General features: G+C 60.5%; 26 protein-coding genes and 1 tRNA gene. 13 read left to right on the forward strand and 14 right to left on the reverse strand.

Translation table 11 applies throughout. From position 1 onward, the window contains the following. Positions 1-95: 95 nt before the first annotated feature. The 6 genes from KAK88_RS08940 to KAK88_RS08965 all read left to right on the forward strand — a co-directional run bounded on the left by KAK88_RS08940 (position 96) and on the right by KAK88_RS08965 (position 10,019). Complete coding sequence (locus KAK88_RS08940) at positions 96-4,979, forward strand: DUF4011 domain-containing protein (RefSeq protein ID WP_242076383.1); 4,884 nt, start codon at positions 96-98, stop codon at positions 4,977-4,979. Between the two features lie 41 nt (positions 4,980-5,020). Further along, a complete protein-coding gene (locus KAK88_RS08945) occupies positions 5,021-5,830 on the forward strand; it encodes a thermonuclease family protein (protein ID WP_242076384.1) in 810 nt (269 codons plus the stop codon). A gap of 103 nt (positions 5,831-5,933) precedes the next feature. Next, positions 5,934-7,205 (forward strand): DUF2130 domain-containing protein, encoded by a 1,272-nt coding sequence (locus KAK88_RS08950; RefSeq protein WP_242076385.1) that lies wholly within the window; start codon positions 5,934-5,936, stop codon positions 7,203-7,205. A gap of 110 nt (positions 7,206-7,315) precedes the next feature. Next, positions 7,316-7,798, forward strand: a complete 483-nt coding sequence (locus tag KAK88_RS08955) for a hypothetical protein (protein ID WP_242076386.1) — start codon at positions 7,316-7,318, stop codon at positions 7,796-7,798. A 160-nt stretch (positions 7,799-7,958) separates the two neighbouring features. Next, positions 7,959-8,282, forward strand: a complete 324-nt coding sequence (locus KAK88_RS08960; protein WP_242076387.1) for a helix-turn-helix domain-containing protein — start codon at positions 7,959-7,961, stop codon at positions 8,280-8,282. 159 nt (positions 8,283-8,441) lie between these two features. Further along, positions 8,442-10,019, forward strand: a complete 1,578-nt coding sequence (locus tag KAK88_RS08965; RefSeq protein WP_242076388.1) for a c-type cytochrome — start codon at positions 8,442-8,444, stop codon at positions 10,017-10,019. Position 10,020: 1 nt separating this feature from the next. Here the strand turns inward: KAK88_RS08965 and KAK88_RS08970 are convergent, their stop codons facing one another. The 6 genes from KAK88_RS08970 to KAK88_RS08995 all read right to left on the reverse strand — a co-directional run bounded on the left by KAK88_RS08970 (position 10,021) and on the right by KAK88_RS08995 (position 15,935). Next, positions 10,021-10,989 (reverse strand): hypothetical protein, encoded by a 969-nt coding sequence (locus KAK88_RS08970; protein WP_242076389.1) that lies wholly within the window; start codon positions 10,987-10,989, stop codon positions 10,021-10,023. Next, a complete protein-coding gene (locus tag KAK88_RS08975) occupies positions 10,986-12,110 on the reverse strand; it encodes a GNAT family N-acetyltransferase (RefSeq protein WP_242076390.1) in 1,125 nt (374 codons plus the stop codon). The genes KAK88_RS08970 and KAK88_RS08975 overlap by 4 nt, the downstream gene beginning before the upstream one ends. Next, positions 12,107-13,300, reverse strand: a complete 1,194-nt coding sequence (locus KAK88_RS08980; RefSeq protein WP_242076391.1) for a hypothetical protein — start codon at positions 13,298-13,300, stop codon at positions 12,107-12,109. Before KAK88_RS08980 ends, KAK88_RS08975 begins: the two co-directional genes overlap by 4 nt. Continuing rightward, positions 13,297-14,187, reverse strand: a complete 891-nt coding sequence (locus tag KAK88_RS08985; protein ID WP_242076392.1) for a ThiF family adenylyltransferase — start codon at positions 14,185-14,187, stop codon at positions 13,297-13,299. Before KAK88_RS08985 ends, KAK88_RS08980 begins: the two co-directional genes overlap by 4 nt. Continuing rightward, entirely contained in the window at positions 14,175-15,110 is a 936-nt protein-coding gene (locus tag KAK88_RS08990; protein WP_242076393.1) for a hypothetical protein, read from the reverse strand. Before KAK88_RS08990 ends, KAK88_RS08985 begins: the two co-directional genes overlap by 13 nt. A gap of 432 nt (positions 15,111-15,542) precedes the next feature. After that, positions 15,543-15,935 carry a hypothetical protein gene (locus tag KAK88_RS08995; protein WP_157004390.1) on the reverse strand — a complete coding sequence of 131 codons (393 nt, stop codon included), beginning with the start codon at positions 15,933-15,935 and terminating at the stop codon, positions 15,543-15,545. 154 nt (positions 15,936-16,089) lie between these two features. Between KAK88_RS08995 and KAK88_RS09000 the strand changes: the two genes are divergently transcribed. After that, on the forward strand, positions 16,090-17,031 hold the full coding sequence (locus tag KAK88_RS09000; protein ID WP_242076394.1) for a hypothetical protein: 942 nt from the start codon (positions 16,090-16,092) through the stop codon (positions 17,029-17,031). A 136-nt stretch (positions 17,032-17,167) separates the two neighbouring features. Here the strand turns inward: KAK88_RS09000 and KAK88_RS09005 are convergent, their stop codons facing one another. Further along, positions 17,168-17,857 carry a hypothetical protein gene (locus KAK88_RS09005; RefSeq protein ID WP_242076395.1) on the reverse strand — a complete coding sequence of 230 codons (690 nt, stop codon included), beginning with the start codon at positions 17,855-17,857 and terminating at the stop codon, positions 17,168-17,170. Position 17,858: 1 nt separating this feature from the next. Continuing rightward, positions 17,859-18,656: a hypothetical protein gene (locus KAK88_RS09010; protein ID WP_242076396.1), complete on the reverse strand. Its 798-nt coding sequence runs from the start codon at positions 18,654-18,656 to the stop codon at positions 17,859-17,861. Between the two features lie 120 nt (positions 18,657-18,776). Between KAK88_RS09010 and KAK88_RS09015 the strand changes: the two genes are divergently transcribed. Then, positions 18,777-18,986, forward strand: coding sequence for a helix-turn-helix domain-containing protein (locus tag KAK88_RS09015; protein ID WP_242076397.1), 210 nt, complete (start codon positions 18,777-18,779; stop codon positions 18,984-18,986). On the opposite strand, the gene KAK88_RS09020 is transcribed toward KAK88_RS09015, so the two are convergent. The 4 genes from KAK88_RS09020 to KAK88_RS09035 are packed head-to-tail and all read right to left on the reverse strand — an operon-like array spanning position 18,978 to position 20,694. Next, positions 18,978-19,538 carry a hypothetical protein gene (locus KAK88_RS09020; RefSeq protein WP_242076398.1) on the reverse strand — a complete coding sequence of 187 codons (561 nt, stop codon included), beginning with the start codon at positions 19,536-19,538 and terminating at the stop codon, positions 18,978-18,980. The genes KAK88_RS09015 and KAK88_RS09020 overlap by 9 nt on opposite strands. 2 nt (positions 19,539-19,540) lie before the next feature. Continuing rightward, the gene (locus KAK88_RS09025) at positions 19,541-19,873 is read right to left on the reverse strand and encodes a DUF3768 domain-containing protein (RefSeq protein WP_039243594.1); all 333 of its coding nucleotides are present in this window, start codon (positions 19,871-19,873) and stop codon (positions 19,541-19,543) included. A gap of 36 nt (positions 19,874-19,909) precedes the next feature. Continuing rightward, entirely contained in the window at positions 19,910-20,113 is a 204-nt protein-coding gene (locus tag KAK88_RS09030; protein WP_242076399.1) for a hypothetical protein, read from the reverse strand. Further along, the gene (locus KAK88_RS09035) at positions 20,110-20,694 is read right to left on the reverse strand and encodes a tyrosine-type recombinase/integrase (RefSeq protein WP_347264726.1); all 585 of its coding nucleotides are present in this window, start codon (positions 20,692-20,694) and stop codon (positions 20,110-20,112) included. The genes KAK88_RS09030 and KAK88_RS09035 overlap by 4 nt, the downstream gene beginning before the upstream one ends. Positions 20,695-20,944: 250 nt before the next feature. On the opposite strand from KAK88_RS09035, the gene KAK88_RS09040 reads away from it, so the two are divergent. From KAK88_RS09040 to KAK88_RS09050, 3 genes are read left to right on the forward strand one after another with little or no spacing between them, the layout of a single operon-like run. Continuing rightward, positions 20,945-21,463 carry a hypothetical protein gene (locus KAK88_RS09040; protein ID WP_242076400.1) on the forward strand — a complete coding sequence of 173 codons (519 nt, stop codon included), beginning with the start codon at positions 20,945-20,947 and terminating at the stop codon, positions 21,461-21,463. Then, positions 21,463-21,663 carry a hypothetical protein gene (locus KAK88_RS09045; RefSeq protein WP_242076401.1) on the forward strand — a complete coding sequence of 67 codons (201 nt, stop codon included), beginning with the start codon at positions 21,463-21,465 and terminating at the stop codon, positions 21,661-21,663. The genes KAK88_RS09040 and KAK88_RS09045 overlap by 1 nt, the downstream gene beginning before the upstream one ends. After that, positions 21,653-22,768, forward strand: a complete 1,116-nt coding sequence (locus tag KAK88_RS09050; protein WP_242076402.1) for a tyrosine-type recombinase/integrase — start codon at positions 21,653-21,655, stop codon at positions 22,766-22,768. The genes KAK88_RS09045 and KAK88_RS09050 overlap by 11 nt, the downstream gene beginning before the upstream one ends. Positions 22,769-22,776: 8 nt before the next feature. On the opposite strand, the gene KAK88_RS09055 is transcribed toward KAK88_RS09050, so the two are convergent. Beyond that, positions 22,777-22,852: transfer RNA gene (locus KAK88_RS09055), tRNA-Lys, on the reverse strand. Between the two features lie 158 nt (positions 22,853-23,010). Here KAK88_RS09055 and KAK88_RS09060 point away from each other — a divergent pair. After that, positions 23,011-24,423 carry an amino acid permease gene (locus KAK88_RS09060; RefSeq protein WP_242076403.1) on the forward strand — a complete coding sequence of 471 codons (1,413 nt, stop codon included), beginning with the start codon at positions 23,011-23,013 and terminating at the stop codon, positions 24,421-24,423. Further along, positions 24,423-24,776, forward strand: coding sequence for an Hpt domain-containing protein (locus KAK88_RS09065; RefSeq protein ID WP_242076404.1), 354 nt, complete (start codon positions 24,423-24,425; stop codon positions 24,774-24,776). Before KAK88_RS09060 ends, KAK88_RS09065 begins: the two co-directional genes overlap by 1 nt. A gap of 214 nt (positions 24,777-24,990) precedes the next feature. Here KAK88_RS09065 and KAK88_RS09070 read toward each other — a convergent pair whose 3' ends face one another. Next, complete coding sequence (locus tag KAK88_RS09070; protein WP_242076405.1) at positions 24,991-25,323, reverse strand: chorismate mutase; 333 nt, start codon at positions 25,321-25,323, stop codon at positions 24,991-24,993. Between the last annotated feature and the right edge of the window lie 2 nt (positions 25,324-25,325).

Here is a 25,325-nt window from a genome sequence, read left to right on the forward strand (position 1 = left end):
CACCGCTAGAGGTGCGGCACATTTAGAGTTGTACGTCTTGAGTCTCTAGTCCCCTCCAGCGTACTGACGACTACACGTTCTGCGGGAGGGGCACGGTGGCCTACGACGATGCGATAGAGCAGCGCTTGCAGCGACTGCGCACAAAGCTGCTCGATCTCACCACAACAAATCGAATGCTTAGCTACAGGCACCCGAGGGCTTCGTGCTTGCGTGTCGTTGATGAGTTGCCTGGCCAGTTGTTCAGCAGTCTGATCGACGGTGAGACGTTTGTGTTCGACCCCGTTCCAGAGCCGACGCTCCGTGAGCTTGAGGCTTACCACGCCCCCGACGCAAATCAGGTCCCGCGCGCGGGAGAGGGGGCGGCCCGTGCGAAGCCGGATGTCGTAGCTTGGGCGAAGCACTTGGGGATTCGCGTCAACTATGACCTCACGATCGAGACCGATGAGTTCGAACGCGAGGAGCGCCACCGCGATAGGAAAATCCAAGCCCTGGACTATCCAGACGCCCTCGACGCCCGCCTTCGCAAGGTACGCGCTGCTGGTCGTACCGCGATCGAGGAGAGCGGCGCCAACATGCTCTATCTGGCGTTCGGCTTCCTAGAGTGGAAGGATCAGAGCGCCTCGAAAGCACACCAGGCACCGCTGGTGCTCTTACCAGTCGAGCTTGAACGTGAGGCGCGCAGAGGTGGGTACCGAACCCTCATCCGATGGACCGGCGAAGAACTTCAAACAAACCTTTCGCTGCGGGAGAAGCTCGAGGAGTTCGGAATCGTTCTGCCCGTCCTGAAGGACGAGCAATCGCTTGAGGACTACCTCACCGATGTTTCCCGCGCGGTCCGCAGTAAGCCCGACTGGCTCATCCGGCGCTATGTGACGCTCGGCCTATTCGAGTTTGGCAAGATCCTGCTCTACCTCGATCTGGATCCGGAACGCTGGCCAAGCTTCGCCCCGATCACAGAGCATGCTCTGGTGCGACGCGTACTATCGAGCGACGACGATGAAGCGTCCGAGAGCGGCTCCGCTGCTTTCGAGGAGACAGACAGCGCCGCCCTATTGCGAGATCTCGAGCTTGAGGTCGTCGATCGGGCTGACAGCTCTCAGTGCGAAGCGCTTCAAGTGGCGCTTGGTGGCCGTAACTTAGTGGTTCAAGGACCTCCTGGGACCGGCAAGTCGCAAACCATCACCAATCTGATCGCCGCAGCGATGGCGCGCGGAAAAACCGTACTCTTTGTGGCGGAAAAGCTCGCTGCGCTTGAGGTGGTGCGCCGTCGCCTCCGTGAGCTTGGCCTAGGCGAATTTTGTCTCGAATTGCACAGCCATAAGACGCGGAAGACGGAAGCGTTAGAAGACATTGGCGATCGCATTCTCGCCGGATCGCGACCGCGAACTGTGAAGGACTACGACACTGCGCGAGAGCGTCTTGCGCGAAGGCGCGATCAGTTGTCTGCCTATGTCACGATCATCGGTTCGCCCGCCGGCAATATGATCGGACTAACCGTCAGTGACGCCCTGATGCGCGCTGGTCAGGCTCGTCGAAAGCTTGGAGCTGAGGTTGCATCCTTCGAATCCGTGGCTGCCAAGGTGCGGAGTGCGGAAACGACCTGGGCGACGCTGGCGGACGCCAAGAGCAGGCTTGATGTCTTAAGAAAGGCGTTCGTAGAGCTCGGCTCCTCAGATGGTGCGTTCGCCCATCCCTGGGCGGGTGTCGCAGCGTCGGCCGCAATGCCCAACGACGCCGAGCGCGTGGCGCGCCTAGCTGAAGAATGGGCCGATGCAGGCGATCGCCTGTTGAAGCTCACTTCGGAGGCATCCTATCGCGCCGTGCCGGTACCTGCTTGGGAAACAGCACCATCTACACTCGAGGAACTGCGGCCGCTGCGAGAACTATGCTCCAGCGTCGAACCGATTTTAGGTCGGGCAGAGGAGCTTCTAAATCGCTCGATCTCTCGCTCTCCAGCAGGTGTAGGCGAAGTACGTGCGCTGCTGAAACTGGCGAGCGCAGCTCCGATTGAAGCGCTTGACCTTCGCAGCCCGCAGTTAGTGGCAATCGACCTCGTCGATTGGGCTGAAGAGCTTGACTTGAGAGTTAACGAGCTGAGACGGGATCATGCGCGAACCCAGAGTGTGTTCCGAGATGCGGCCTTTGAGGCTGACCCCTATGATCTGGAGGAATGGTCGGCAGCCCTAGGGCAGACCGGCCTGTTTGCGAGGTTTGGTCGTCGCTGGCGGGCGGCCAGTAAGGCTTGGAGTGCGCGTTGTCGGCCGGCTCACCTCAAGGAATCCGCGTCGGCAAAGAGCGAGGCGTTCGCTGCCCTCCGCAACTTCTTACTTGGCAAGACGGCGCTGCTGAACGACGCGTCGGTCAACATACGTCTTGGGGCAAACGCAGAAGGTCTGAACACGCGCACAGAGCACTTGCTCGATCTTGCGAGATGGGCCGCAGCTGCGCGCGAACAGCTTCCCGACTGTGTTGATCAACTCGTCTCGCTTCCGACGGAGGTGCTGGGCGCTCTCACCGAGTTGGCAACCGACGACAATCTCACAGCCTTGGCTTCTTTCGGCGCTTTCGAGCCTTCGCCACAGGCGGATAGTCTGTGGGAATCGGTGCTGAAGGTTGCGGCACCTGAAGAACTTCAGCCTATTCTCCATGCCATCAGCACAGACGAGGAGTGGGGCAAGGCCGTCGTGCGCAGCCATGCTTGTGCTGAGGCTGCCATGGCGCTGTCCTCGGCTGAGGACGTCTTCGCAAAGGCGACGATGCTTGACCACAAGCTTTGGTTCTCAGGCGACTCGCCAACTCTTGAGGGGGTCGTCAGCCGAGCGCGCTACGCGTCGCAGCATGCGGAAGGTCTGCCTGCATGGCTCGACTTCGACCGCGCAAGAGCCGCTGCCGTAGGTCAACTAGAAGAGCCGCTGGTGGATTTGGCGCTTCGAGGAAAGGTCGATTCGCAGCAACTGTTGCTGGGGCTAGACTTCGTGGTGTTCGATTCGCTCGCTCGCACGGCGTTCCGCGAGGCACCAGCCTTGCTGTCCATTTCGGGCAAATCTCTCGATGTGGTCCGTTCCGAATATGCCGCGCTCGATGCGCAGGTGATGGAGTTACGGCGCGCAAAGATCGCTGCCGAGCTCTTCAACGCGCAACCACCAGCCGGGCGACAATCAGGCCTAAAGTCCGAACTCTCGGAGATGGCCCTCATTCGAAATGAACTGAGCAAGCAGAGGCGTCATATCCCAATCCGCCAACTGGTGCTTCGGGCGGGGAAGGCGCTCCAAGCGCTCAAGCCGTGCTTCATGATGGGCCCGCTGTCGGTCGCCCAATACGTCGCTCCCGGCAAGCTCAAGTTCGACCTGGTGATTATGGACGAGGCCTCCCAGATGAGGCCCGAAGACGCGATTGGTGCGCTTGCGCGCGGCAAGCAAGCTGTGATCGTCGGCGACACCAGGCAACTACCGCCGACCTCGTTCTTTGACCGGATTGCGGATGCGCGTGATGACGATGTTGAGGACGAGGACCTAACCCTTGCAGAGGACAGCAAGAGCATCCTTGAGCTCGCCTCGTCGATATTCGACGAGCGGATGCTGAAGTGGCATTACCGCTCGCGTCATGAGGCGTTGATCGCGTTCTCAAACAAGCAGTTCTACAAGAACGAATTGATCGTGTTTCCGTCGCCCAGCGGCCAAAGCGATCGCTTTGGTGTGGGCTGGAATTTTGTTTCAGATGGCGCCACGCAGAACGGCGTGAACGGGGCAGAAGCCCGCCGTGTCGCCAAGGCCGCCGGGAGCTTCCTCGTTGAACACCCTGGTCGCAGTCTTGGCGTCGTGGCCATGAACGTGAAACAGGCCCAGCGTATCGCCGACGAGCTCGCCGCTCTGGCCAACGCCGACGCTCGCTTGTCTGATGCGCTTGGGAAGGCCGAGGCCGATGCGGGCGAGCCCTTCTTCATTAAAAACCTAGAAAATGTGCAGGGAGATGAGCGCGATGTCATCATGATCTCGATGACTTACGGGCCTGCCGACGTGGGCGGCCGAACGCCGCAAAACTTCGGCCCTATCAACCAGGGGACCGGATGGCGCCGTCTGAACGTGCTCTTCACTCGCGCGAAGGAGCGAATGGAGATCTTTAGCACAATGCGCTCTACTGACATCGTTCCAAAAGAGGGCGGTGACCTTGGACCGCGGTCGCTGAAGCTATTCCTGGAATACGCCGAGACGGGGCGACTTGGCGTCGAACCCCGCGACGTTGGACGCCCGACAGACAGCGATTTCGAAGATGCTGTTCTCGAGGGACTTCGGGAGCTTGGTTTCGAGTGCTCGCCTCAGCTCGGCGTTGCCAACTTCTTCCTCGATGTCGGCGTGCGCGACCCTAATGCCACGCATGAGTTCATTGCTGCGATCGAGTGTGATGGCGCGGCCTATCACTCGTCGAAGTCGGCGCGCGACCGCGACCGTCTTCGTCAGGAGATACTCGAGGGGCTAGGATGGAATGTCATTCGGGTATGGTCCACGGATTGGTTCCGTGACCCTGCGCGCGAGCTGGATCGCGTTGTCTCGGAGCTGAAGCGCCTGATCGACCGGCGAGAGCATCAACGTCAGTTGCTTGCCGCGTCAGCTGCTCAAAAGCCGGCAGAGAAAGAGGTGCGCGGCTTGCCGGCAGCCAGATTGGAACAGCAGCCGAGTTCGAAGGCGCCCGCGGTCGCGGCAAAAAACGCGCGAGTGGTAAAGGGAATATCTGTCGAGCAGGCGCGAGCACAACTCATCGATCTCAGGGAAAGGACGATCAGAAGTGCTTTCCCTGACGTCGATCCTACGAGGGGGTTCCTTCGCAAATCGATGCTTGATGAGCTGCTGCGTAAGCGCCCGACGGACAACGAAGATTTTCTCGAAGCAATTCCGCAGCCGTTGCGTGAGGCGACCGACCGAGATCAGGTGGTGCGTTACCGCGAGCAGGTGTTCGATATATTGGCGCAGATCGTCGGGTGAAGAAGCCGTACCCGCGGGGCCCGACCAGTAGGAACTGGTCAGTGCAGATCACGACAAACACCCTGAGGCCTTTTTCGCGACTGCCGATGCTCCTGCTCGCGCTGGCGTCATTCGCGGTCTCCGCTTGCGACCAGATCGGCGTCGCGGCGCAGAAGACCACCGACCTCATCGGCATCGGTCCGCGTTCAGAGCCCGCAGTTGCCTTTCGCGCCCGCGTTGTCGGCGTAACCGACGGCGACACGCTGACTGTGCTTGATGAGAGCAATCAGCAGCACACGATCAGGCTTGCCGAAATCGACGCGCCCGAACGTGGACAGCCATGGGGCGCGCGCGCCAAGCAGACGCTATCATCGCTCGCCTTCGGCAAAACGGTTTCGCTGCAGCAGATCGACACTGATCGCTATGATCGTATCGTGGCGCGCGTCTTTGCCGACGGTGAAGACGTCAATCGTGCGATGGTCGGGCAGGGAGCCGCGTGGGCGTACAGACGATATCTGACGGATCAGACCCTGATCGCTGTCGAAGCGAGGGCTCGCCAGGAACGGCTGGGGCTGTGGTCGCTTAGCGATGCCGAGACGGTTGAGCCATGGGAATGGCGAAAGGGAAAGCGCGAGGGTGACGGTAACATCCCAATCGACGGCGCCCGTGGGGTTCGATCACTCGTCGCCCCTCACCAGAGCGTGGTGACCGAACCGGAAAACGGCAGGTTTAGCTGCTCTGGCAAACGCTATTGTCGCCAGATGAGCTCGTGCGCGGAAGCGCACTTCTATCTCACACAGTGCGGGGTGGTATCGCTGGACGGAAACAGTGACGGCGAACCGTGTGAAATGCTCTGCGGAACCGCCCATTAGATCGCGCGAACAGCACAACCACTCCGACCGCTTCTGACGTATCGTCGCGCTAGCCCTCGATTCGAAACGTTAACGGTCGAAGGCCGACGGGAGGAAGACGACGATGAACGAACCCACGATCACGTGCCCGAACTGCAAGTCAGACATCAAGCTGACCGAGTCTCTGGCCGGGCCGCTCGTCGAGCAAACCCGTCTCGCCTTCGTTGAGCAGCTGTCGGCTAAGGATCAGCTGGTAGCGCAGGCTCATGCCGAGGTCGCCGCTGAAAAGAAGCGCATCGAACTCGAGCGCCAAGCGATCGATGCGACGCTCAGCGCCAGGATGGATGAAGCGCGAAAGCAGATCGCCGTCGATGAGGCTGAGCGGGCAAAGCGCGTGGTCGCCGCCGATATGGAGGAACGCGATCGCAAGTTCGCTGAGCTGCAGGAGACTCTCGCCAGCCGCGAAGAGAAGCTGAGGCTGTCACAGGCCGCCGAGGCTGAGATGCTGAAGAAGCAGCGCGAGCTCGATGACAAGCTGCGAGAAGTGGACCTCGCTGTGCAACGCCAGGTCAACGAGGGGCTAGAGGCCGTTCGAGCGACGGCCAAACAGGAAGCCGAAGACGTGCTTTCGCTGAAGGTCAAAGAGCGCGACACGCAGATCGCGTCGATGCAGCAGAAGATCGAAGAGCTTAAAAAGAAGGCAGAGCAGGGGTCTCAGCAGCTTCAGGGGGAAGCGCAGGAACTGATGCTCGAGGACATGCTGCGCGCACGCTTTCCGTTCGATCAGATCGAACCGGTCGGAAAGGGCGAGTTCGGGGGCGATGTCCTTCAGAGGGTGGTCAATCCAGCCGGCCAGGTTTGCGGATCCATCCTTTGGGAAACCAAGCGCACGCGCACGTGGAGCGATGGCTGGCTCAGCAAATTGAAGGGAGACCTGCGGGCGGCGAAAGCCGACCTCGCGCTGATCGTCTCTCATGCGTTGCCGAAGGATATCGAGACCTTTGGGCAGATGGAGGGGGTCTGGATCACCGGGCCGAAGTGCGCCATGCCCGTCGCGATGAGCTTGCGCGAAAGTCTCGTGCTCATGAATGGGGTGCGGGCGGCCGGGGAGGGGCAACAGACCAAGTCTGCGCTGATGTATGACTATCTGACCGGCCCGCGTTTTCGTCATCGTATCGAAGCGGTCGTCGAGAAGTTCTCAGAGATGCAGGATGACCTCGCTAGCGAACGCAAAGCGACGATGAAACGATGGGCTAAGCGCGAGCGGCAGCTGCATACGGTGCTGGACTCGACGGCGGGACTATACGGAGATCTACAAGGTATAGCGGGTCGATCGATGCTGGAGATCGACGCGCTAGAGCTTCCGCTGATCGAGGCTAAATCTGCGGATGAGTGAGTGCGCAGCTATGACGTTTGTCTCGAACAAGATTGACCAAAACGCCTATATGCACTTACGTTCAAGCTTCTAAGTTACTGAAGTTACAACTCGATTTGGGCGGGATTTAAATGATTAGCTTAGCCTTTGCGGGTGTCGTAGCTGCGTTGGAAGTTTCGCTGTCGGTCAGTGGCTCGCAAGCTGCGACGATCCCGAGTCTGACTGAACGGACGACATCACTATCGAAACGGGAAGCGTGGACTGCCCTTAGCCGTTGGGCGCTCGATAATGGTTTTTCTGCCGCAGAGAGTGACTTTGAGGGCGGGACTATCCAGTTCAACCAGAACACCGGCACGCCGCCTTGTGTTCGAGTTGCTGGATTCTTGTGCCGACCCAGCTATGGCATCAAGGATTGGGCGGACTGTGCGCCAAGCAAAATTGCTACGCCGCGACACGGTCTCGTGCGCCTCAATATCGTGGTGGTTGAGCAAGGCACAGAAACAGCCGTAGTGGTTGATTCGAAGTTCGCAAGATTCAACGTTCCAACATGGGTTTCATGCACATCCACCGGTGTGCTCGAAACGAGTTTGTTCAGTGCCTTGGAACCTTCTTAAATCAACCCTCTGACGTCCCTCTCAGTGCGGATGTAGAAAATGGCACTGAGATAGGTGGGGGGAGATCTTGCCCGATCTTGCCAGGTCGTGGGCGGCTCAAGGGGCGTTCGGTCGAAAACGACGCTTGCGGATGTTCCGTATTCGGCGACTATCCGTGTTCATGAGCGACTACGAAAAACGACTAGATGCCGCCATCGGCAAGGCCATAACCGATCGCCGTGAGGCTGTCGGAATGACACAGCGCCGGTTGGGTGAAGCGATGGGCGTGACGTTCCAGCAGGTTCAGAAATACGAGGTTGGCAAAAACCGCGTCGCTGCGTCGAAGCTAGTGCTCGCAGCGAAAGCGTTGAAGTGTGACGTCGCCGAGCTGGTTGGGGAAGAGCGTGAGGATCTTCCTGGAACTGCCCGATTGATCAGGGCGTGGTCGAGACTGAATGCGCATCAGCGAGATGCGGTGACCTCGATGATTGAGGCTTTCGAGTAGGCGAGGGAGCAGCGGTTGCAGTTCGCATCCGCGACGAGGGGTAGACCAAAATACGAAGGAGCGCAGGAGCCCGATTAAGAGGGGAGTGGCAGTCGTCGACATACGATGAGCAGTTTTTGGGATGGCGGTCGGCCTGCTCCTCAGCCAGGGTGATAGTCGATGAGAGCCCACCTCACCCTCTCTCTGTGCCTCACGGTTTTGACCGGGTGCGCCTCGCGCGACGAGGGGCCTCAAACCGACGCAGAAGTCTTTGCTCAGCATGATTTCGGAGCTTTGAACTTCAAGGCCTTGAATACGGTGGCTGTGCCTTGGAAGCTGGTCGCCGCGGCCTTGGTGCTTGATGATCCGCAAGGTGGCGACGTCAGCCAGACGCATCTCAAGGCGCGCCTTCAGACGTTCGGCTTCCTTTGGCCCGAGCGGATCGAAGGGGCCGACATGCCGATCGGGCCGAGCCGCGATCATCCGCTAGGGATCAGCGTCGGCGCCGTTACGCCCGGTTTGCCGCCGGTCAAGGTGACAGTCGCCAACCTAGGTTGCGCCTCGTGTCATGCCGGTCCTGCCTATGCCGCAGACGGCTCGCCTAACCCGACGACCGCCTGGTTGGGATCACCAAACACCAGCTTGGATCTGGAAGCCTATACCCGCGCAGTGACGCAGGCCCTTAAACGTCAGAGCGGTGATACGCCCGCACTCCTCGAGGCGGTGCGGACACTCTTTCCCGACACCGATGCGTGGGAAATGGCCAGCTTGCGTTGGGCCGTCCTCCCAATCGCGCGCCGACGACTGGCTGAGATCCCGGACGGTGTAAGTCCGCTGCCGTTCTCGAACGGCTCGCCGGGCCTGACAAACGGAATCGCTGCCTTGAAGCTGCAGGGACATGCGCTGTCCGATGCCGAAGAAGCCGGCTTCACTTCCATCCCTGATCTTGCCGATCGCAGCTTCCGTTCAACCCTTTTGTATGACGGCGCCTATGCGCCGCAGGACCAGCCGCGCTGGCGCCCGATCGCCCGCGAGGAATTGAAGGTGGCCCACCGCGACAACCTAGCGGCCATCACCAGCTTCTTCACTGTGCCCAGCATGGGGCAGTCCCCACGCGGCGCTCATCGTCAAATCCCCGCTGCGCAACGCGCTTTGGCTTGGCTGGAGACGCGTCGGCCTCAAAGCTTTCCAGGGCCGATCGATCGGGCGGCTGCTGCCAGAGGAGCGGTCATTTATGATCGGGCCTGCGCGTCTTGTCATGGTGTCTATTCAGGTCCTGTTGAGCGTCCACGGCTTGATCGGTTTCCCAACTGGCATGGTCAAGTGGGGTCCGACCCCTCGCGGGCAGCGGCCTTTACCGACGACCTGACGCGATACGCCGGCAGCGACGGGTATGACCAGATCCTAGACGCTCGACCAACTGGCGAGTACGCCGCCACCCTGCTGTCCGGCCTTTGGGCGACTGCGCCCTATATGCACAACGGTTCGGTCCCGACGCTGGAGCAGTTTCTTTTGCTCCAACCACGATCGGAGCGGTTTCTAGTCGGTGGTCATCGGCTGGATTTCAAAGCTGTCGGCATAGCGGGGCGAGAACAGGGCGGGGTCCGTGTCTATCCGGTTGGCTATACCCCTTGGTCGAAGCCGGTCGTGTATGACACCCGCCAACCTGGTCGATCCAATCGCGGTCATGAAGCCCAGGTCGAAGGGCTGACGGTCGCCGAGCGTCGGGACCTGATCGAATATCTGAAGGGTCTGTAAGCTAGACGATCAGAGCGTCTAGCCCAAGGCGGGGCTTGGGCGGCAATGTGCGAGCCGGCGCGATCCCCAAACGAAAGGCGGTAATCAGACGCCGGTCGTCGCCGATGCCGAATTCCGCTTTGACGCGTGTGCGCGCCTCGACATCGTCGGCCAGAACCGCCATCGACGCAGCCGACATTCCGGCCTGGGTGAAGCCAAGCCAAGCGCGATGAAACCGTCGCCCTGTATCGAACGGCGCCTCGTTCGCGGGGCGATGGAACAGGGCGATGGCCGAGGCGCTGCGCACCACCGCTGCCTCAGCGACCAGTGCGCCGGTCAAGCCGACCCGGTCTAAGGTCTCGAACACACCCGGCTTAAGAACGATTCCGGCCGCAGCGGCCTCGATGCCGGACATTTCCATGGCCTCTGCGTTCAGCCCGTCCAGCGACCAGAAAGGATGGCGTCGCGACAGCCGCATCCACGACACCAACTCGGCGCGATAGGGGACGTTTCGAAACCAGCGCAAGCTGGCCTCATCGTAGAGCCGCGCCAAATCAGCGATCGCTTCTACATCCTGGACGACAACTACGTCTCCGCTGCGCTCCAATCGGTCCAGTGCGGCGTGAGCGGCCTGACCGCTTTCAAACTTTCCGCGATAGGTGCGCCGCTGGTTTAGATACTCTGCTAGCGGGTCGGACGCTGCTTCAGGGCGGATCGTCAGTTCCGCGACGTGAACCCCGTTGTGTCCGACATCGATGCCCAGACCAAGCCGTCCAGCAGCGAGAGAGAACCCCTCCACCGCCGAGCCATGGCTGACGTTCAGGTCACGGCCTTCGGGATCGCCGACGGGCAGCCTGCGGCCTTCGTCCTCGAGGACTAGCACCCGGCCGCCGGGCGTCAGCTGCCATCGTGTGGGCTGGGTATTGTGGACGCTGGGCGACAAGGCGGCCTCGGCCACCAGCGCCCGAAAGATCTGCGCATCCAGCGTCATCGCAGTTCTTTCCGAAACAGGTTCAGCCGCTGAAGACGCCGCGCATTCAGCTTCTCCATCTGGCGCAGCGAGGCGGTGTTCTCGTCGGCGATCCAGGTCACTCCGCATTGTTTGTAGCCGCCTGCGAATAAGGCCTTGATCACTTGGTGCAGCATGGCGCCATTCAGCCCCTGTCCGTGCAGGGCGCGCTTCACCGAGTAGAAGATGATCACCGCGCGTCGACGCCTAAGCCGCTGGCGGATGAAATGAACCAGGGTCATCGGCCCCATCCGTCCGCGCGTCGCCTTCTGGAACGGGTTCAGGTCCGGAATGCAGATCGCAACCCCGGCCGGCTCGCCTCTATAGTGGACGACGCAGGCGATGCGCGGATCGACGATCCACATCATCTCGCCGGCCTGAAAGTCGAACTCGGCCGGGGTGAGAGGCACAAACATCGGATTTTGGCTGAACCCGTCGTTGAGACATTGTCGAGCTTCTTCGAAGCGGACCTTGAAGGCGCTGCGGCTGATGGTTTTCCAGGTCCAGTCGGGGTTCGATAGCACCGCGCGCTGCTTGTCGCCCAAAAGGGCATCGGCGGTGCTTGGCCCGATATCAAACTCGAACGTCGACATCGGAAACACCGGCGCATAGCCGCAGGCCTCAAGTAGGCGCGGCAGATGAGGGGCTCCCCAGATCATGTCGGTATAGGGTTGGTTCTCGAATCCCTCAGTCAGGATGCCGGCCTGCTGCATGGCCGTCAGGTTGAAGGCGCCGACGAGCTCGTCACAGCCTTCGGCTCGGGCGAAGGTCTCGGCAGCATTGAACAGAAGCCGCGCGGTTTCCACACGGTCCTCGCAGTCAAAATAGCCGAACTGACAGCGTCGCGTGTCATGACGCGCATTCGAGGACGGATGGGTGTGGGCCGTCAGCCGTCCGACCGGGCGACCGTCGCGCCAGGCGGTGAAAAAGGTCAGGTGCCCGCCGTCGTCGCGCATCAGGGGGTTGTGCGTCGGATCCAGATACCGCTTCAGATCGGCTCGCATCGGCGTCACATAGGGGCTGTCGGCGCGATAGATTTCAAAAGGAACCTGGAAGAAGCCGTCCAGATCACCTTCACGAAGCGTCAAGCCGGTCGTGGTCACGTGCGGTTCTCCGCTGTCAGCCGCGCCATCCGAAAGGCGAGGCCGAGATCGATCTCGGCCTCAGTGTTGTGCGACAAATCCGGCAAACGAACCAGGCCGACCCGAAGCGGCGAGTCGCTCAACAGCCCGACGTGGGTGGCGTCTGATCGGGCCAGAAGATCCAGCAGCGGCTCGCGTTCGGCTTCGTTGAGTTGGTCCGTCTCGGCCTGCAGGGCAGCGGCGCTCCAGAGCGGGCGACGATTCAGCGTCTGCGCCAGGGTTTCGGGACGATAATCGGCGAAATCTTGGTCGGACAGGACGGACAGGTCCTTCAGGATCGGCTCCCTGGTCATGTCGCTCAGAAAGCCGTTGAGAGACCGGGTGTCGGCCGAGGCCATGCGCTGGCGCAGACTGGTGCGTCGTCCGGCGGCTCCGAACGGCTGGATACGCACCACCAGCGTCATGGTGATGAGGGCTGCGCCGATCAGGGCGAACAGGCGCACCCGATCATCAGAGGCGCCGATGCCGAGTTGTTCGATCAGGCCGCAAGTCAGGGCCAGGGTTGTCGCCCCGATCACGGCGACATCGATCCAGACGTCACGTGCGTCGCTGACCCCGTTCGATAAGGCCAGTAGAACAATCACGAGCGCGGCGATGGGGCTGAACCCGATCGGCGAGGCTACGAGTTCCGAAAAATCTGTGCCGATCAGCGGAATGACAATGGCCAGCCCCACAGCCAGCCGACGAACGGCGCCGTTTTCCGCGCGCGACAGAGACTTGCGGTCTCTCGCCCACAGCAGGATCAGGATGGCGACCAGAGACGACAGGATGATGACGGCCAGCGCGCTGCGAGAGCCGAAGGCGACACGGCTGGTCGTGAACAAGGCGAACCCCAGAGCCAGGGCCGATGCGGCGAAGACGGCGATCTTCATCGGGCGCGGCGCATGGCGGCGAAGCAGCCCTTCCGCCAGCAGCAGGGCTGCAAGGGGAGCTAGCGATATGGCGGCATAGGTCGCGGCCTCGAAGACCGGCAAGCCCGTTCTGACCGCCAGGCTACGCACGCCGTAAAACACCGACATGACCCCGAACAGGAAGACCAATCGCGGAGTCACCGGACCGCCGGCCCGGCGCACGAGCAGAGCGGCGACATAGGCCGCCAGACCCGCCGCCGCGAAGCCGTCGAGCAGGGCCTGGGTTTCGACGCGGATCATGTGGCGTCTTTCAACAGTCGAGCGACGACGGCCCGCACGATCAGGCCCTTTATCGCGGCGAAGGGCGCCCACAACGGCCGCTCGGTCCGTCCCGCAAAGGCATTCAGGAACCAACCCCGGCAGTCGGTCCCAGATCGACGCCCCATCAGCAGCCACAGCGCCTCGTAAGCCATCAGACACCCGGTCGAGATCACCATTGGGGCGAACGACATTCGTTTGGCGGTTCCCGCAGCAAGGGCCGCCGCTGCCTCCAGATCGACGTGATTGGCCGACGACGAATGCACCATGACGTACTCCAACTCCTTCATGAAGCCGGCGCGCAGGTCTTCGGGCTGGATCGCATCCAAGGCCTTGTTGCGAGTCGGATACTTCAGCCTTTCCTCCGGACGAGGATCGTCGGGGCGCACCACGATCACCGAGGGCAAGGGCGAGGCGTAGGCGTCGATCACCGTCGCGCCGGCCGCCTTGGCCGCGCGATACAGGGCGATCCCGGCTGCGATGTCGTCGGTTCCGTTGACGATGACCGGATAGCGCGCGGCGAGGTTCGCAACCCGATCAACCCATTCTGCCCCGAGACGTTCGATCTCGACATCGGGGTTGATCCGCCGTGCCGCGGCGCAGGCGACCTCGGCCTTGTCCTGGCCGACCGTGTCGGTGAAGGCGAAGACCTGACGGTTCAGGTTTGAAGTCTCAAACACGTCGATGTCGCAGACGGCGAACCGCCCGACGCCGGCGCGGACCAGCGCCAGAAAACAGGCACCGCCCATGCCGCCCACGCCCGCGACGAAGACTGCGCTGCCTTTGAGAGCGGCCTGCTCCGCTTGGGTGACGAACCCCAGATTGCGGGTGGTGAACTCGGCGTAATCGAAGGCCGTCACGTCTTCCATGCGCGCAAACTTCCCCAGGGTTGAGTGTGGTCGAGCCAATGCACAAGCGGCAGCAGGCCCGCCTGGATCATCAGCAGGGCGAACCGGCCGAGCAGACCGGGCACGGTGTCGGGCGGGGCCACCTTGCCCAGATATCGGCTGGCGGCGCGCATATCGATCTGACCGATCTGCAGCAGATCATCACCCCGGCCATAATCAAGCTCAGCAGCGCACAGGTCGTTGTAGATGTCGGTGCGATGTTTGGCGGCGCTCTCGAAGGTCTTCTTGAGCTCGTCGGACCCGCCGGTATAGGCGTCGGTGATTACGAAACGATCCGCATCGAAACCGGCCTCGTCGCCGACGCCGAACGCATGACGCCACCGCCCCATAATCTGCCGAGCCAGTCGCTCGTGCTGAAAGGACCGTCTCGCTCCAGGTCTGCCGGGATAGACGTCGGAAAACGTCTCAGCGACCATGCCGACGACGGCCGGAACCTGCGTTACGCTGGACACCCAGACAGCCCGACATTGGCGACGCACAAACAGCAGAACGCAGGTCAGACCATAGAGGGTTGCAGACAGCCCGGTTCCACGAACATCGGGACGCACCATGACCAGGCCTAGGTGCAGGATCTCCACCGAGCGTCCGCCCAGATCGGCGTCAAGAATAGCCAGGGCGTTGAAGGCGACGGGGCGGCCGCTCTTCTTTTCGTAGACCACCGTCAGCACGGTGCGGGAAAGCGTCTCCGGATCGCCAGAGAAGATGCCATAAGTTAGGTCACCATCGCTTAAAACGCTGCGAGCGATGGACCTCACATCCTCGACCAGCGCAGCGAGATCGGCCGGCGCCAACGCCAGACCCGGTCGTTCGGCGATACGCGACCGCAGACCCGGACCGGCGCCCACCGTTGTGTCCAGCAGTCGCGTCGTCAAAGGCGTGCTCATAGATGGCGATCTCGCTTCACGGCGCGACTTCAGCGCGGCGCAAACCTCACCTTAGTGCCGGTCCGTTAAATCGGCGAGCGTTAGAGCGACGCCATATTCATCGACCTTTCGATCGCTGCGAGGCCGGAACTAATTCCCAGTCCGCATAACCCTCAGTGTAGATCCAGACAAATCCACTATGATCGAGGTTGAGCCGGCTCTGTTACGAGCGTTAATCCAAACGCCTTGTGTCTCTAAAAGCTGGGCCAACCGTTGGATTTCCGTTATCTGGCCAGCGCTTCATCGATCGGCAATCATGCCAGCGCATAATCGACAGCGACCCGATTTAGACAGACCTCCGGCGACGCTCTCTATCCGAGAAGCTTACGACCTCGCTCCGGGGGCATCGCCTCTCCGAAGGTCCTTGGTCGTCTCGCATTTCAAATTACCACTTTACAGTTCTCGCCAATCGGCCGGTCGATAGACATAAACAGTCTCCCAAGACCGTTCGGAGCGCGCGTCCTTTGTGATGTAGTCGGCGTAGCCTTCCACGTTGCCGATTGGCTCGACGTAAAAGTCGCCTGCGGTGCGTATGTCTTTCCAAAACCGCGAGCCATCGAGCATTAGGCGTTCGCACACGCGGTAGCCACCGGCGAGAGCCACATGCATGTGGCGGTTGCTGTCAGGGTGCTCGTGGAAGCCAATCGCCGAGATACGTTCGCTAGCCGGCTGTTTGAACCAGCGAGGCCCATAAGCCCGTCGCTGAACGCGGTTGAACAACAGCTCCGCATCCCGATTGAGCCGTTCAGCTGTTGTCTGCAAGCCCATTCCAAGCGTGATGGCCATAGTCGGTTGGATATCAAGCACTAGCTTCCGCCACGCCCCACGCACTTCGTTCCGGATCCACATTTCGAATCTCCTCGATCGATACACATAAGTCTGTTAAACAGACTAATGGAATAACCGCATCTGATTTTTGGATGCTGGAGGACTTTACCGAATGGTCAAACGAACCAAGAGCGAAAAAGACGCGGCGGCACGGCGCAAGGCGAGAAGAGATCGGCTGACAAAGCCGTCGATCTCTCGCGCCGTAGCTGAGAAGTTTGGCGTGATCGCTGACGAGGCGACTGAAGACACTATCAACGAAGCGATCGAAGAACTGAAGGCATACCGCGGCCCAGATCGAGCATACCGTCAAGCTAACGAGTACTATTATGGTGCTCTCGCCAAAGTATACAAAATCTGGATCCAAAGTCTGTCATGGCCCGCTCCAGTTCGGCAGCGATTCTACCTTGGTCTCAACGAGCCCGAAGCCGCGAACGGCGACGAGCCTGCGCGTCGAACCAGCCGTGGCACCGACCTCCACATTCTATTGCGGTATATGATTTCGTATTCTGGCGACGCTCGAGCTGAGCAGCGATTGAGAACTCGCGATGCTGGCGCTCTCAGGCAAGCCTCCCGGCTGGAACTTACGCCTGACGCGTTTGTGCACCGGTCTGCTTCTGGAATCGCGGGGTTAGACGCACTCTATCGGGCGGATATTTCCGCACGTCGCGAAGAGGAGGGGCTCAAGGCCATCAAACCGATAACGCCACGCGCTGTTTCGCTTAAGGGTATTTCGGGCGTGATTGCGAAAGCCGAGGACTCGGTAGCCGAAAAGGCCCCCAAGTTCTTGCTGAGATCGCTGAGTGGGTGGAGGTGGAGGTGGTCGAAGGTGCTTCGGCGTAAGCTCCAGTCCGCCAGGTTTCATGGCCGAGAGGTCATCTTGCGTGTCTACGTGGACGATCGCGGGAAAACCTTGACTATTCGGGACTGTCACCAGATCACCGGTACTACCTTCAAAGACGAAGCGTGGTCGGGTATCATGGAGGGTGTCGGAGCGCGATTGGTCGAGAAAGGCCTTAAGCGGCCTAAAAAAGTAGATGCGACCAAAACTTCTTAGGGCCTTCTCCTACACTGGGCTCCAGAAACCAATATGGAGCTGCTTGGCTCGCCTTACTGAAAGCGGAGTACCTTGGCGAGCTGCCCACGTCGAAAACAGGTTAGCCCCCGCGACTGACGTTATGGCCGAGCAGAGATTATCGCGGCTGAATGGCATCTGGCCAGTCGTAGTTCAAACAGTGGGCGTGTAGGTGGTACATAGTCATCGTCTCCAATCCGAAGCGCATTCTCGTCCGATAGGGTTCTTCAAGGCTGGCAACGATGTAAACCGTTATGGCACCTCCGTTCTCTCTTAGAAAGCGAGCCGTGTCTGACGGCATTCCAAACGATTGCGCGATACTGTCTTCTTCTGCATGAACTGCGAACAAAGTTTCCTTAGACGAATCCGAATATCCGGGCCTTAGACAGTAGCTAACGCGAACACGGTTGCATTCGATATTTTCGCCAGTTTGAAAGTGGAGCGCCTCCGTAAATGGATCGTATGTGCTATTGTAACGTTGGACGCTCAACTTGATCGATACGACGAACACAGGCGTTTCAGATGTTAGCTCTCTTAGGCTGTCGTTAAGCCGTCTACGAAAGCTTTCTTCCGTATCATAGTCGTCTTTGGGGCTCGGCAGTTCCCTGGCCAGCCAGCGCACGACATCATCCCCCGATGAGTGGTCAAAAGCGCCACCGCTGCTGATCTCAGCACATTTCCGTTCGGCGAGTTGGTCTACACTCGGCGAGAGCGTCGCTGTCTGCACCGCAGTCGGTGAGATATGAACCGCAGACCCATTCGCGGATGATACGGCAAATAGCGCGGCGGCTGTAACGAGGATCGACATCTCAGTTTCCGTTAATGGGTCGGTTTGTGGGAGCGTCTTGTCGAGGTGAAATGCGATGTTCACCGCTAGAGACGGGGCCGTTGGACGAAGAGGCGATCGAGGCGGTTCCAGAAGAGTTAGGTGGTAGCTCAACTAGAGAGCGATCAAAGTCTCTGACTTGTTGATCAATCATCGTCCCTTTTGCATTTTGTGTTGCAGAAAGACGCATGTTTGCATGTGGGACGCGTTCAAGTTCATGGAGAGTGCAGACGAGCGCATACGGCGTGCCGTGCCTCTGTACCTGATCCGGATAAATTTGTTCGCAGTAGAATAAATGCTGTGCGCTCCAAGCTGAGTTCTTCAATTGCTGTGTGTCAGTCAGTTCGATAAAAGGTTCTCTATCAACCGTCAGACGAACCGTGTAGTCGATCGATGTGCTGAAAGATTTTCCGTCAATAGAAGCGGTGTGTTCCGCGCTGCATGAGACTAGCGATGCATTTGGATCGTGTGCATTCAAAACGATCCGATCAAGCTGGCTTTTGAAGGAGTTATTGAACTTCTCGACTGAAGTTCTGCTCCATCCTCCGTTCCAAGTCTCTTCTTCGGAGAAAATCAGGTTATGGGTCGCGACCTTTCGAATGTCATTGAGAACAACGTCATGAGCGCAAGCACGACCTTCGCCGCGCTCGACAAGCTGAGTCACCTCCTGTCTCCCTGTCAGCTCGACCAAATTTGAGAGCTCTGCTCCCCTCTGTGTTTGATCGCAGGCAGCAGTCGCTAAGAGCAGAATCGGCGCTGCTACCTGCGCAAGATTTTTCATCATTGAGATCCTAAATGTGATGCCAGTTTAGCATCATTAGCCGCGCGCTCTAGCCGTTTCGTCATGGCGATTGCGCGGCGCGGTTTGACTGGACTCCATACAGAGGAGAACCGAAGATTGATGGTCGCTCTGACCGAGGCGCGCCAGGCTGCCGGCTTGTCTCAGTATCAACTGGCCGATCTCTTGAGCGTCGACCAGAGCTATGTCTCGAAGTATGAGAGTTGCCGCAGACGGCTCGACGTCATCGAATTTTTGCGTGTTGTCGCGGCGATCGGTGTCCAACCAAGTTCAATCCTGGAGCAGGTGCCGCCTGTGCGTCCTTCAACGTAAGTCCACCGCGCGGATCCGAGCCGCCCCTCCAACGCGCCGTACGATTAAAGTGTAGCGCCCCCCAAGCCGATAGCTGCTCGCGCTGAGCGCGAACCGTTGAAGTGCTAAGCGCCGGAGGCGTCCGCTGTCGCGCAGCTCGAGGAGGTCTTGGTTGCAGCGAAGAACGACGGACCAATGGTTCACCCACGGCATTACGACATTTAGAATGACCGCTGTCTGCGGTTGTCGAGAGAGTTCGCCAATCGCTTCTAGAAAACCCGCAAAGTCATGTGGTGACCAAATGTCGTCTAGCGCCTCGATCTCGAACCGAACGCCATACGATCGGCGTACGCTGCGAAACGCCCTCGCGCCGACGTCGATGAGCTGATCTCGCGATAAACCGTCGATCATCGCCCGATGCAGTTCACCTTCTGCCAAACCGTTCAGCAATCGCTTGAACAGTCGCCGATGAAACGTCGACTTGGGCCCGACCACCCCAGTCAACTCGATCGCATTGACGATTGCATATAGACCGCAAAGCCCGTCGAGATCTCCCTGCTTCTGCGCGCGCATAGTCAGTACTCCGCAGCGAGCATGACGGTCATGACACGCACGCAACCGGTCTCCTCCGCCGGATCGACAGCGGCGGAGGTCAACGATTGGTCGTAGTAGTCGATCTTCCAGAATAGTCGGTCAGAACCGATTGTGATCGCACCGAAGTCGCGCTCACCATACGGGTCACACCCCTCGTTGAACTCGTCGAACCGCCTGATCGCGTCGAGCGCCGTCAGCAGAAACGCTTGGCCGCGATCAACCACGCCAGGCGTCAGAACGATGCGGCCGCCGATGTGATTGCAACGAAGCTGGTCGTTGAGCGCGCAGATGCGCGCACGTCTGTCGTCAGACATGTGAATGTACCTAGGTTTAAATGAAGATGTCGCGCGTCAGCGCGTGTGGAGCGATAGCTTCAACAGCAAGCCCGATATCGGGTCTCTGGGTTCGGTGGTGGGCATGAGATACCGAACGGAAATGAGCACCAGCTGACCGCTTTCGAGGTCTACGCCGCGTAGTTTGAGGTCGTCAGATCGTTTGGCGAGCTTGATGCTCTGAATCGCGATCACGACGGGCGCGAGTGAAAGATCGGTCACCGGCCCATCACACCGATCAGGCGACGCTGAGCGTCGCTGTCGCCATCGATGTATCCCTGCGTCACCTCGATTGATCGGTGCCCTGCAAGCAGTTGAACATCTCGCAAGCTCGCGCCTGTGCGGTGCGCATTGCGGGCCGCCGCAGTAATGAACGTTCGTCGGCCGCTGTGTGAGGAGCATCCCGTCGCGCCGATTTCTGCATAGAGCGTTGCGAACCAGTTCACGACGCTGTTGGCACGCAGATGCTTGCCGGTTCTGAGCGACGGCAACAACGGCCCAGAGATGTCTGTGGTGCCCGCATAGGCGCGCAAGGCGCAGAGAAGATCGTCATGCACAGGGATACGTCGGCCGCCGCCCTTTTTGGCTATTCGGTCGTGGATGTTGAGGACACGACCAACACGACCGTTCGGTTGAAGCACCATCGACCAGTCTAGCCCTGCGATTTCGCATGCTCGAAGACCGGCGCGGACTGAGAGCAGGAGCATCACGCGGTCACGGTTCGCGGTCTCCCTTCGGCTGAGACGTCTGAGCGCGCGACGCAACATGGTTTCAGATATGAGTTTGGCCTGCCGTCCTGCCATGAATGACCTCCCTTCAGGACATGAGTCAGAGCTGCGCGGGCGGTATTGCCCGAACAGTTAGCTCGACAAAGTTTTCGGAAAATTTGCGCTATGTTTAAGATGATGCGCACTGACACGATGTCACGAAACGGCGCTCATGTCAACCAAAAAATAGCGTCGTTACAATGCTATAGCGGACATTTGGTCGGATAAAAATACGCGACTTGCGAAATAAATCAGCATCGCGTATTTACCCGTTATGAGTAATCCTGTGATCCGTCGCTCCGAAATGCTCCGCCTCGTCGGCATCGGCGCGCGCCAGTTCGACGCCATGCTCCACCGCGACCAACTTCCATGGCCGAAGCGCGAGGCCAGCCGAGGCTGGGCGGAGTTCAGCACTGATGACGCCTTTCGATTGGCGATCACTTGGGCGCTGGTTGGGATGGGGCAGGGCTATGACGATGCAACGAACCTGGTTCGCGTCAACTACGAGCTCGTGAGCAAACGTCGCGGTAAGGTCGGCGAAGACCTCTTCTTCGGCGTTTTCCTCACCCGCCTCAAATCCGAAGACGAAGCGGTGCGAACCCATCTTGCCGTCGCCGCGCCCTGGTCTGAATTGCCGAGCGAAATGGCGCGCTTGAGAGATTTGGTTTCAAGCGGCGAGCCAATCATAGCGCACACCTTTGTCAACGCGACTGAGACCATGCGCGAACTGCTTGCCAACGCCGATCGTGAAGGCCTCGTCGATCGCTCTCTCAAAACGCTCGCTCGCAAAGTCGGGGCGCTCTGATGTCGCGCGCCGCCGCTAAGTTCACGCAAGCAGACGTCAGGCGCGCGCTGAAAGGCGCGCAGGACGCTGGCTTTGACGTTGGCGCGATTGAGATCCGTCCTGATGGTGTGATGCAGATCATGCGTCAAACTCAACCGTCTGCTTCTACCGTGCCGATCGATCCCTTTGAGGCTTGGAGGGCGAGACGTGATGCGCGTTAAGCTGAAGGGGATCAATCGCGTCACCGCTCGACTCGCTGATGGTCGACAGGTCACCTATTGGTACGCTTGGCGGGGTGGGCCACGTTTGACCGGTAAGCCGGGCGATCCAGAGTTCATCAAAAGCTACCACGACGCCATCGCGCAGCAGCGTGAGTCGAAGCGCGCAGTCGATACGCTCACAGGTCTCTTAGATGCCTACGAGGACTCCGCTGATTTCAAAAATCTCGCGGACGCAACGAAGCGTGGTTATCGCGCGCACCTGCGAGCAATCGCCGCCGAGTTCGGTGACTTACCGACAGAGCTCTTGAAGGATCGGCGTACGCGCGGCGAACTTTTGGCCTGGCGCGATCGCATCGCGCTGACGTCGCGACGCAACGCTGACTACCGATTTTCGGTTTTCGCGCGCGTGCTGTCCTGGGCCGTCAACCGCGGTCTGTCGCCCCTTAATCCGCTTGAACGACCAGGTCGTCTCTATCGCGCGGCGCGCAAGGGGAATGTGTGGACTGCTGAGGATGAGGCGGCGTTCTTGTCCAAAGCGCCTAAACACATGCATCTCGCGCTGATCTTGGCGCTGTGGACGGGGCAGAGACAAGGCGACCTTCTGCGACTGACCTGGTCTGCCTACGACGGCGAGAAGATACGCCTCGCTCAAAACAAGACCGGGGCGCGGGTGCTTATTCCTGTCGGCGGCCCGCTCAAAATGATGCTTGATGCACAGCGCGCGACATCGACAGCGGTGACCATTCTCACGACGGCCAACGGCATGACTTGGACGTCGGATGGATTTCGAACCTCGTGGGGACGGGCGTGCGAGAAAGCAGGTATCGTCGATCTGACGTTTCACGATCTGCGGGGAACGGCTGTGACGCGGTTGGCGCTTGCCGGTTGCTCCGTGCCCGAAATCGCGACCATCACAGGTCACAGCCTGAGGGACGTCGGTGCAATTCTCGATTCAAACTATTTGAATCGCGACTACGGTCTGGCGCTCTCGGCGATCGAAAAGCTCGAAACGAGAACAAAACTGCAAAATGAGCTGCAAAATACAGACAGTTCTTCACCATCTGTTCCGCTGTCGCCGGAGCGAAAACCTCTGCGATTGCAATGAGAAGACGATGGTGGGTGATGTAGGGTTCGAACCTACGACCCGCTGATTAAGAGTCAGCTGCTCTACCGACTGAGCTAATCACCCACACCGATCGTCGTGTCTTCAGCGGGGCCAACGCCATCGCCGAAGGGCGCTCCTACTACCCAGCGGTTCGGGGGTTGGCAAGCGCTTTCGCAAACTTTCTGCGACGGAGTATGGTCCGCGTGGAATCAGCCGCGGCAAGCGGCGGGGGAGCGAACAGCATGGCCTTCTGGAACCGGCGTCGATCGATCGACGCGATGATGGCGCCGCACGACGGACCGCGGCTGAAGCCGACGTTGAGCTGGCCGCACCTGCTGGCCCTGGGCGTTGGGGCCATCGTCGGCACCGGCATCCTGACGCTGATCGGCGTGGGGGCGGGCCTGGCGGGCCCGGCCGTGTTGATCAGCTTCGGCCTTGCGGGACTGGTCTGCGCCTGCGCGGCCCTGGCCTATGCCGAGCTGTCGACCATGATGCCGGCGGCGGGCAGCGCCTACACCTATTCCTATGCCGTGCTGGGCGAGTTGATCGCCTGGATCGTGGGGTGGAGCCTGATCCTGGAATATTCGCTGGTCGTCAGCGCCGTGGCGGTAGGCTGGTCCGGCTATGCGGTCGGTTTCCTGAGCGGGCTGGGGATCGATCTGCCGACGGCGCTGGTCGCCGGGCCGCATGCCGGGGGGATCATCAACCTGCCGGCCGTGGCCATCATCGGGGTGGTCACGGGCCTGCTTCTGCTGGGCACCAAGGAGAGCGCGACGCTGAACGCGGTGCTGGTCCTGATCAAGATCGCGGCGCTGGTGGTGTTCGTCGCCATCGCCCTGCCGGCGTTCAAGCCCGAGCATTTCACGCCCTTCATGCCCAACGGATTCGGCGCGCCCTTCGTCCAGACCGGGGTGATGGCGGCGGCGGCGATCATCTTCTTCGCCTTCTACGGGTTCGACGCCATTTCGACGGCGGCGGAGGAGACCAAGAAGCCCGAGCGTGACCTGGCCATCGGCATCGTCGGGTCCATGTTGGTCTGCACGGCATTGTATCTGGTGGTCGCGGCCGCGGCCATCGGTGCGCGGCCGGTCGCGACCTTCGCCAGCAGCCCCGAGCCTCTGGCCCTGATTCTGCGTCAGATGGGGCAGGGGACGGCGGCCCAGTGGATCGCCGCTGCGGCGGTGATCGCGCTTCCGACCGTCCTGCTGGCCTTCCTGTTCGGCCAGAGCCGCATCTTCCTGGGCATGGCGCGCGACGGCCTGTTGCCGCGCCGCCTCGCCAAGGTGTCGAGCCGAGGCGTGCCGGCGGTGGTGACGGTGTTCACCGCCATCGTCGTGGCGATTCTGGCAGGGCTGTTGCCGCTGGACGAATTGGCGTCGCTGGCCAACGCCGGGACGCTGGCGGCCTTCTGCTCGGTCGGGGTTTGCCTGATCGTGCTGCGTATCCGCGAGCCGGGTCGCAAGCGGGTGTTCAAGGCGCCGCTGTGGCCGGTGGTCGGAGCCATCAGCGTGATCGGCTGCCTGGTCTTCTTCTTGAGCCTGAAGCCGGTGACGCAGATCGGCTTCGTGGTCTGGAACGTGGTCGGCGTGGCGATCTATCTGCTGTGGTCGTCGCGAAACTCGCGCCTGGCCAAGGGCGAGGAGACGGCGGCCTGATGGCGCTGCGGGATCTGACGGGCGCGGTCGATTTCGCCGTGCTGAACGGCATGACGGGCGGGGACGACGCCATCAACGAGGAGGTGTTGGGCCTGTTCGTCAATCAGGCCGGTCTGTGGTCCGTCATGCTGGATCCCAAGGTCGAGGGCTGGCGCGACGGGGTCCATACGATCCGAGGCGCGGCGGCGGGCGTCGGCGCGCGAGACCTGGCGGCGATTTGCGCCGAGGCGGAAGCGGTGGATCAGAAACTGGCCGCGCCGGCGGTCGAGCGGGTGCGCGATGCTCTGCAAGCGGCGCTGGCCGATGTCGCGGCCTATCGGTACGAACTGATGCTGCGCGGTCTCAAGGGCTGAGGCGAAGCGGATGAAATTGCACTGCACTCCGAAAACGCGTGCAAAATACAAGAAAGTGCAATTTCGGCAGGCGAGGCGCGTCGCGATGTCAAAGACCGGACGCCCATTATACGGCGCCCTGAAAGAGCGGCGGGGTGATTGACGCTGCTGCGACCTAATCGGTTGAAACTAGGCCGAACTTTTTTCGCGGATAGGATGGCAGGCGTGCGCCGTCCTAGCTGCGAGTCCGGTCGTAGGTGGCGAACTCGTGGGCGATGCAGCGGTCGATAAGCAGGCGCCAGACGGGTTCGGCGATGTCGGGTGACAGATCGTGGGCTTCGGCCGAGATTAGAACCTTGGCGACCACGTCGTCGATGCGGGCCTGGTCGAAGACGGCGTCGCGGTCGGGCTTGATGCGGGCGGCGGCGTCCATGTAGCGCTGGCGCTCGGCCAGCAGGGCGACCAGAGCGCGGTCCAGAGCGTCGACGCCTTGGCGGACCTCGGCCATGGACTGGCATTCGGACGGATCGACGCGGGGATCGACGGCGACAAGTGCAGGCTTTGACATGG

This window comes from Brevundimonas diminuta (assembly GCF_022654015.1).
GTDB classification, from domain to species: domain Bacteria; phylum Pseudomonadota; class Alphaproteobacteria; order Caulobacterales; family Caulobacteraceae; genus Brevundimonas; species Brevundimonas diminuta_C.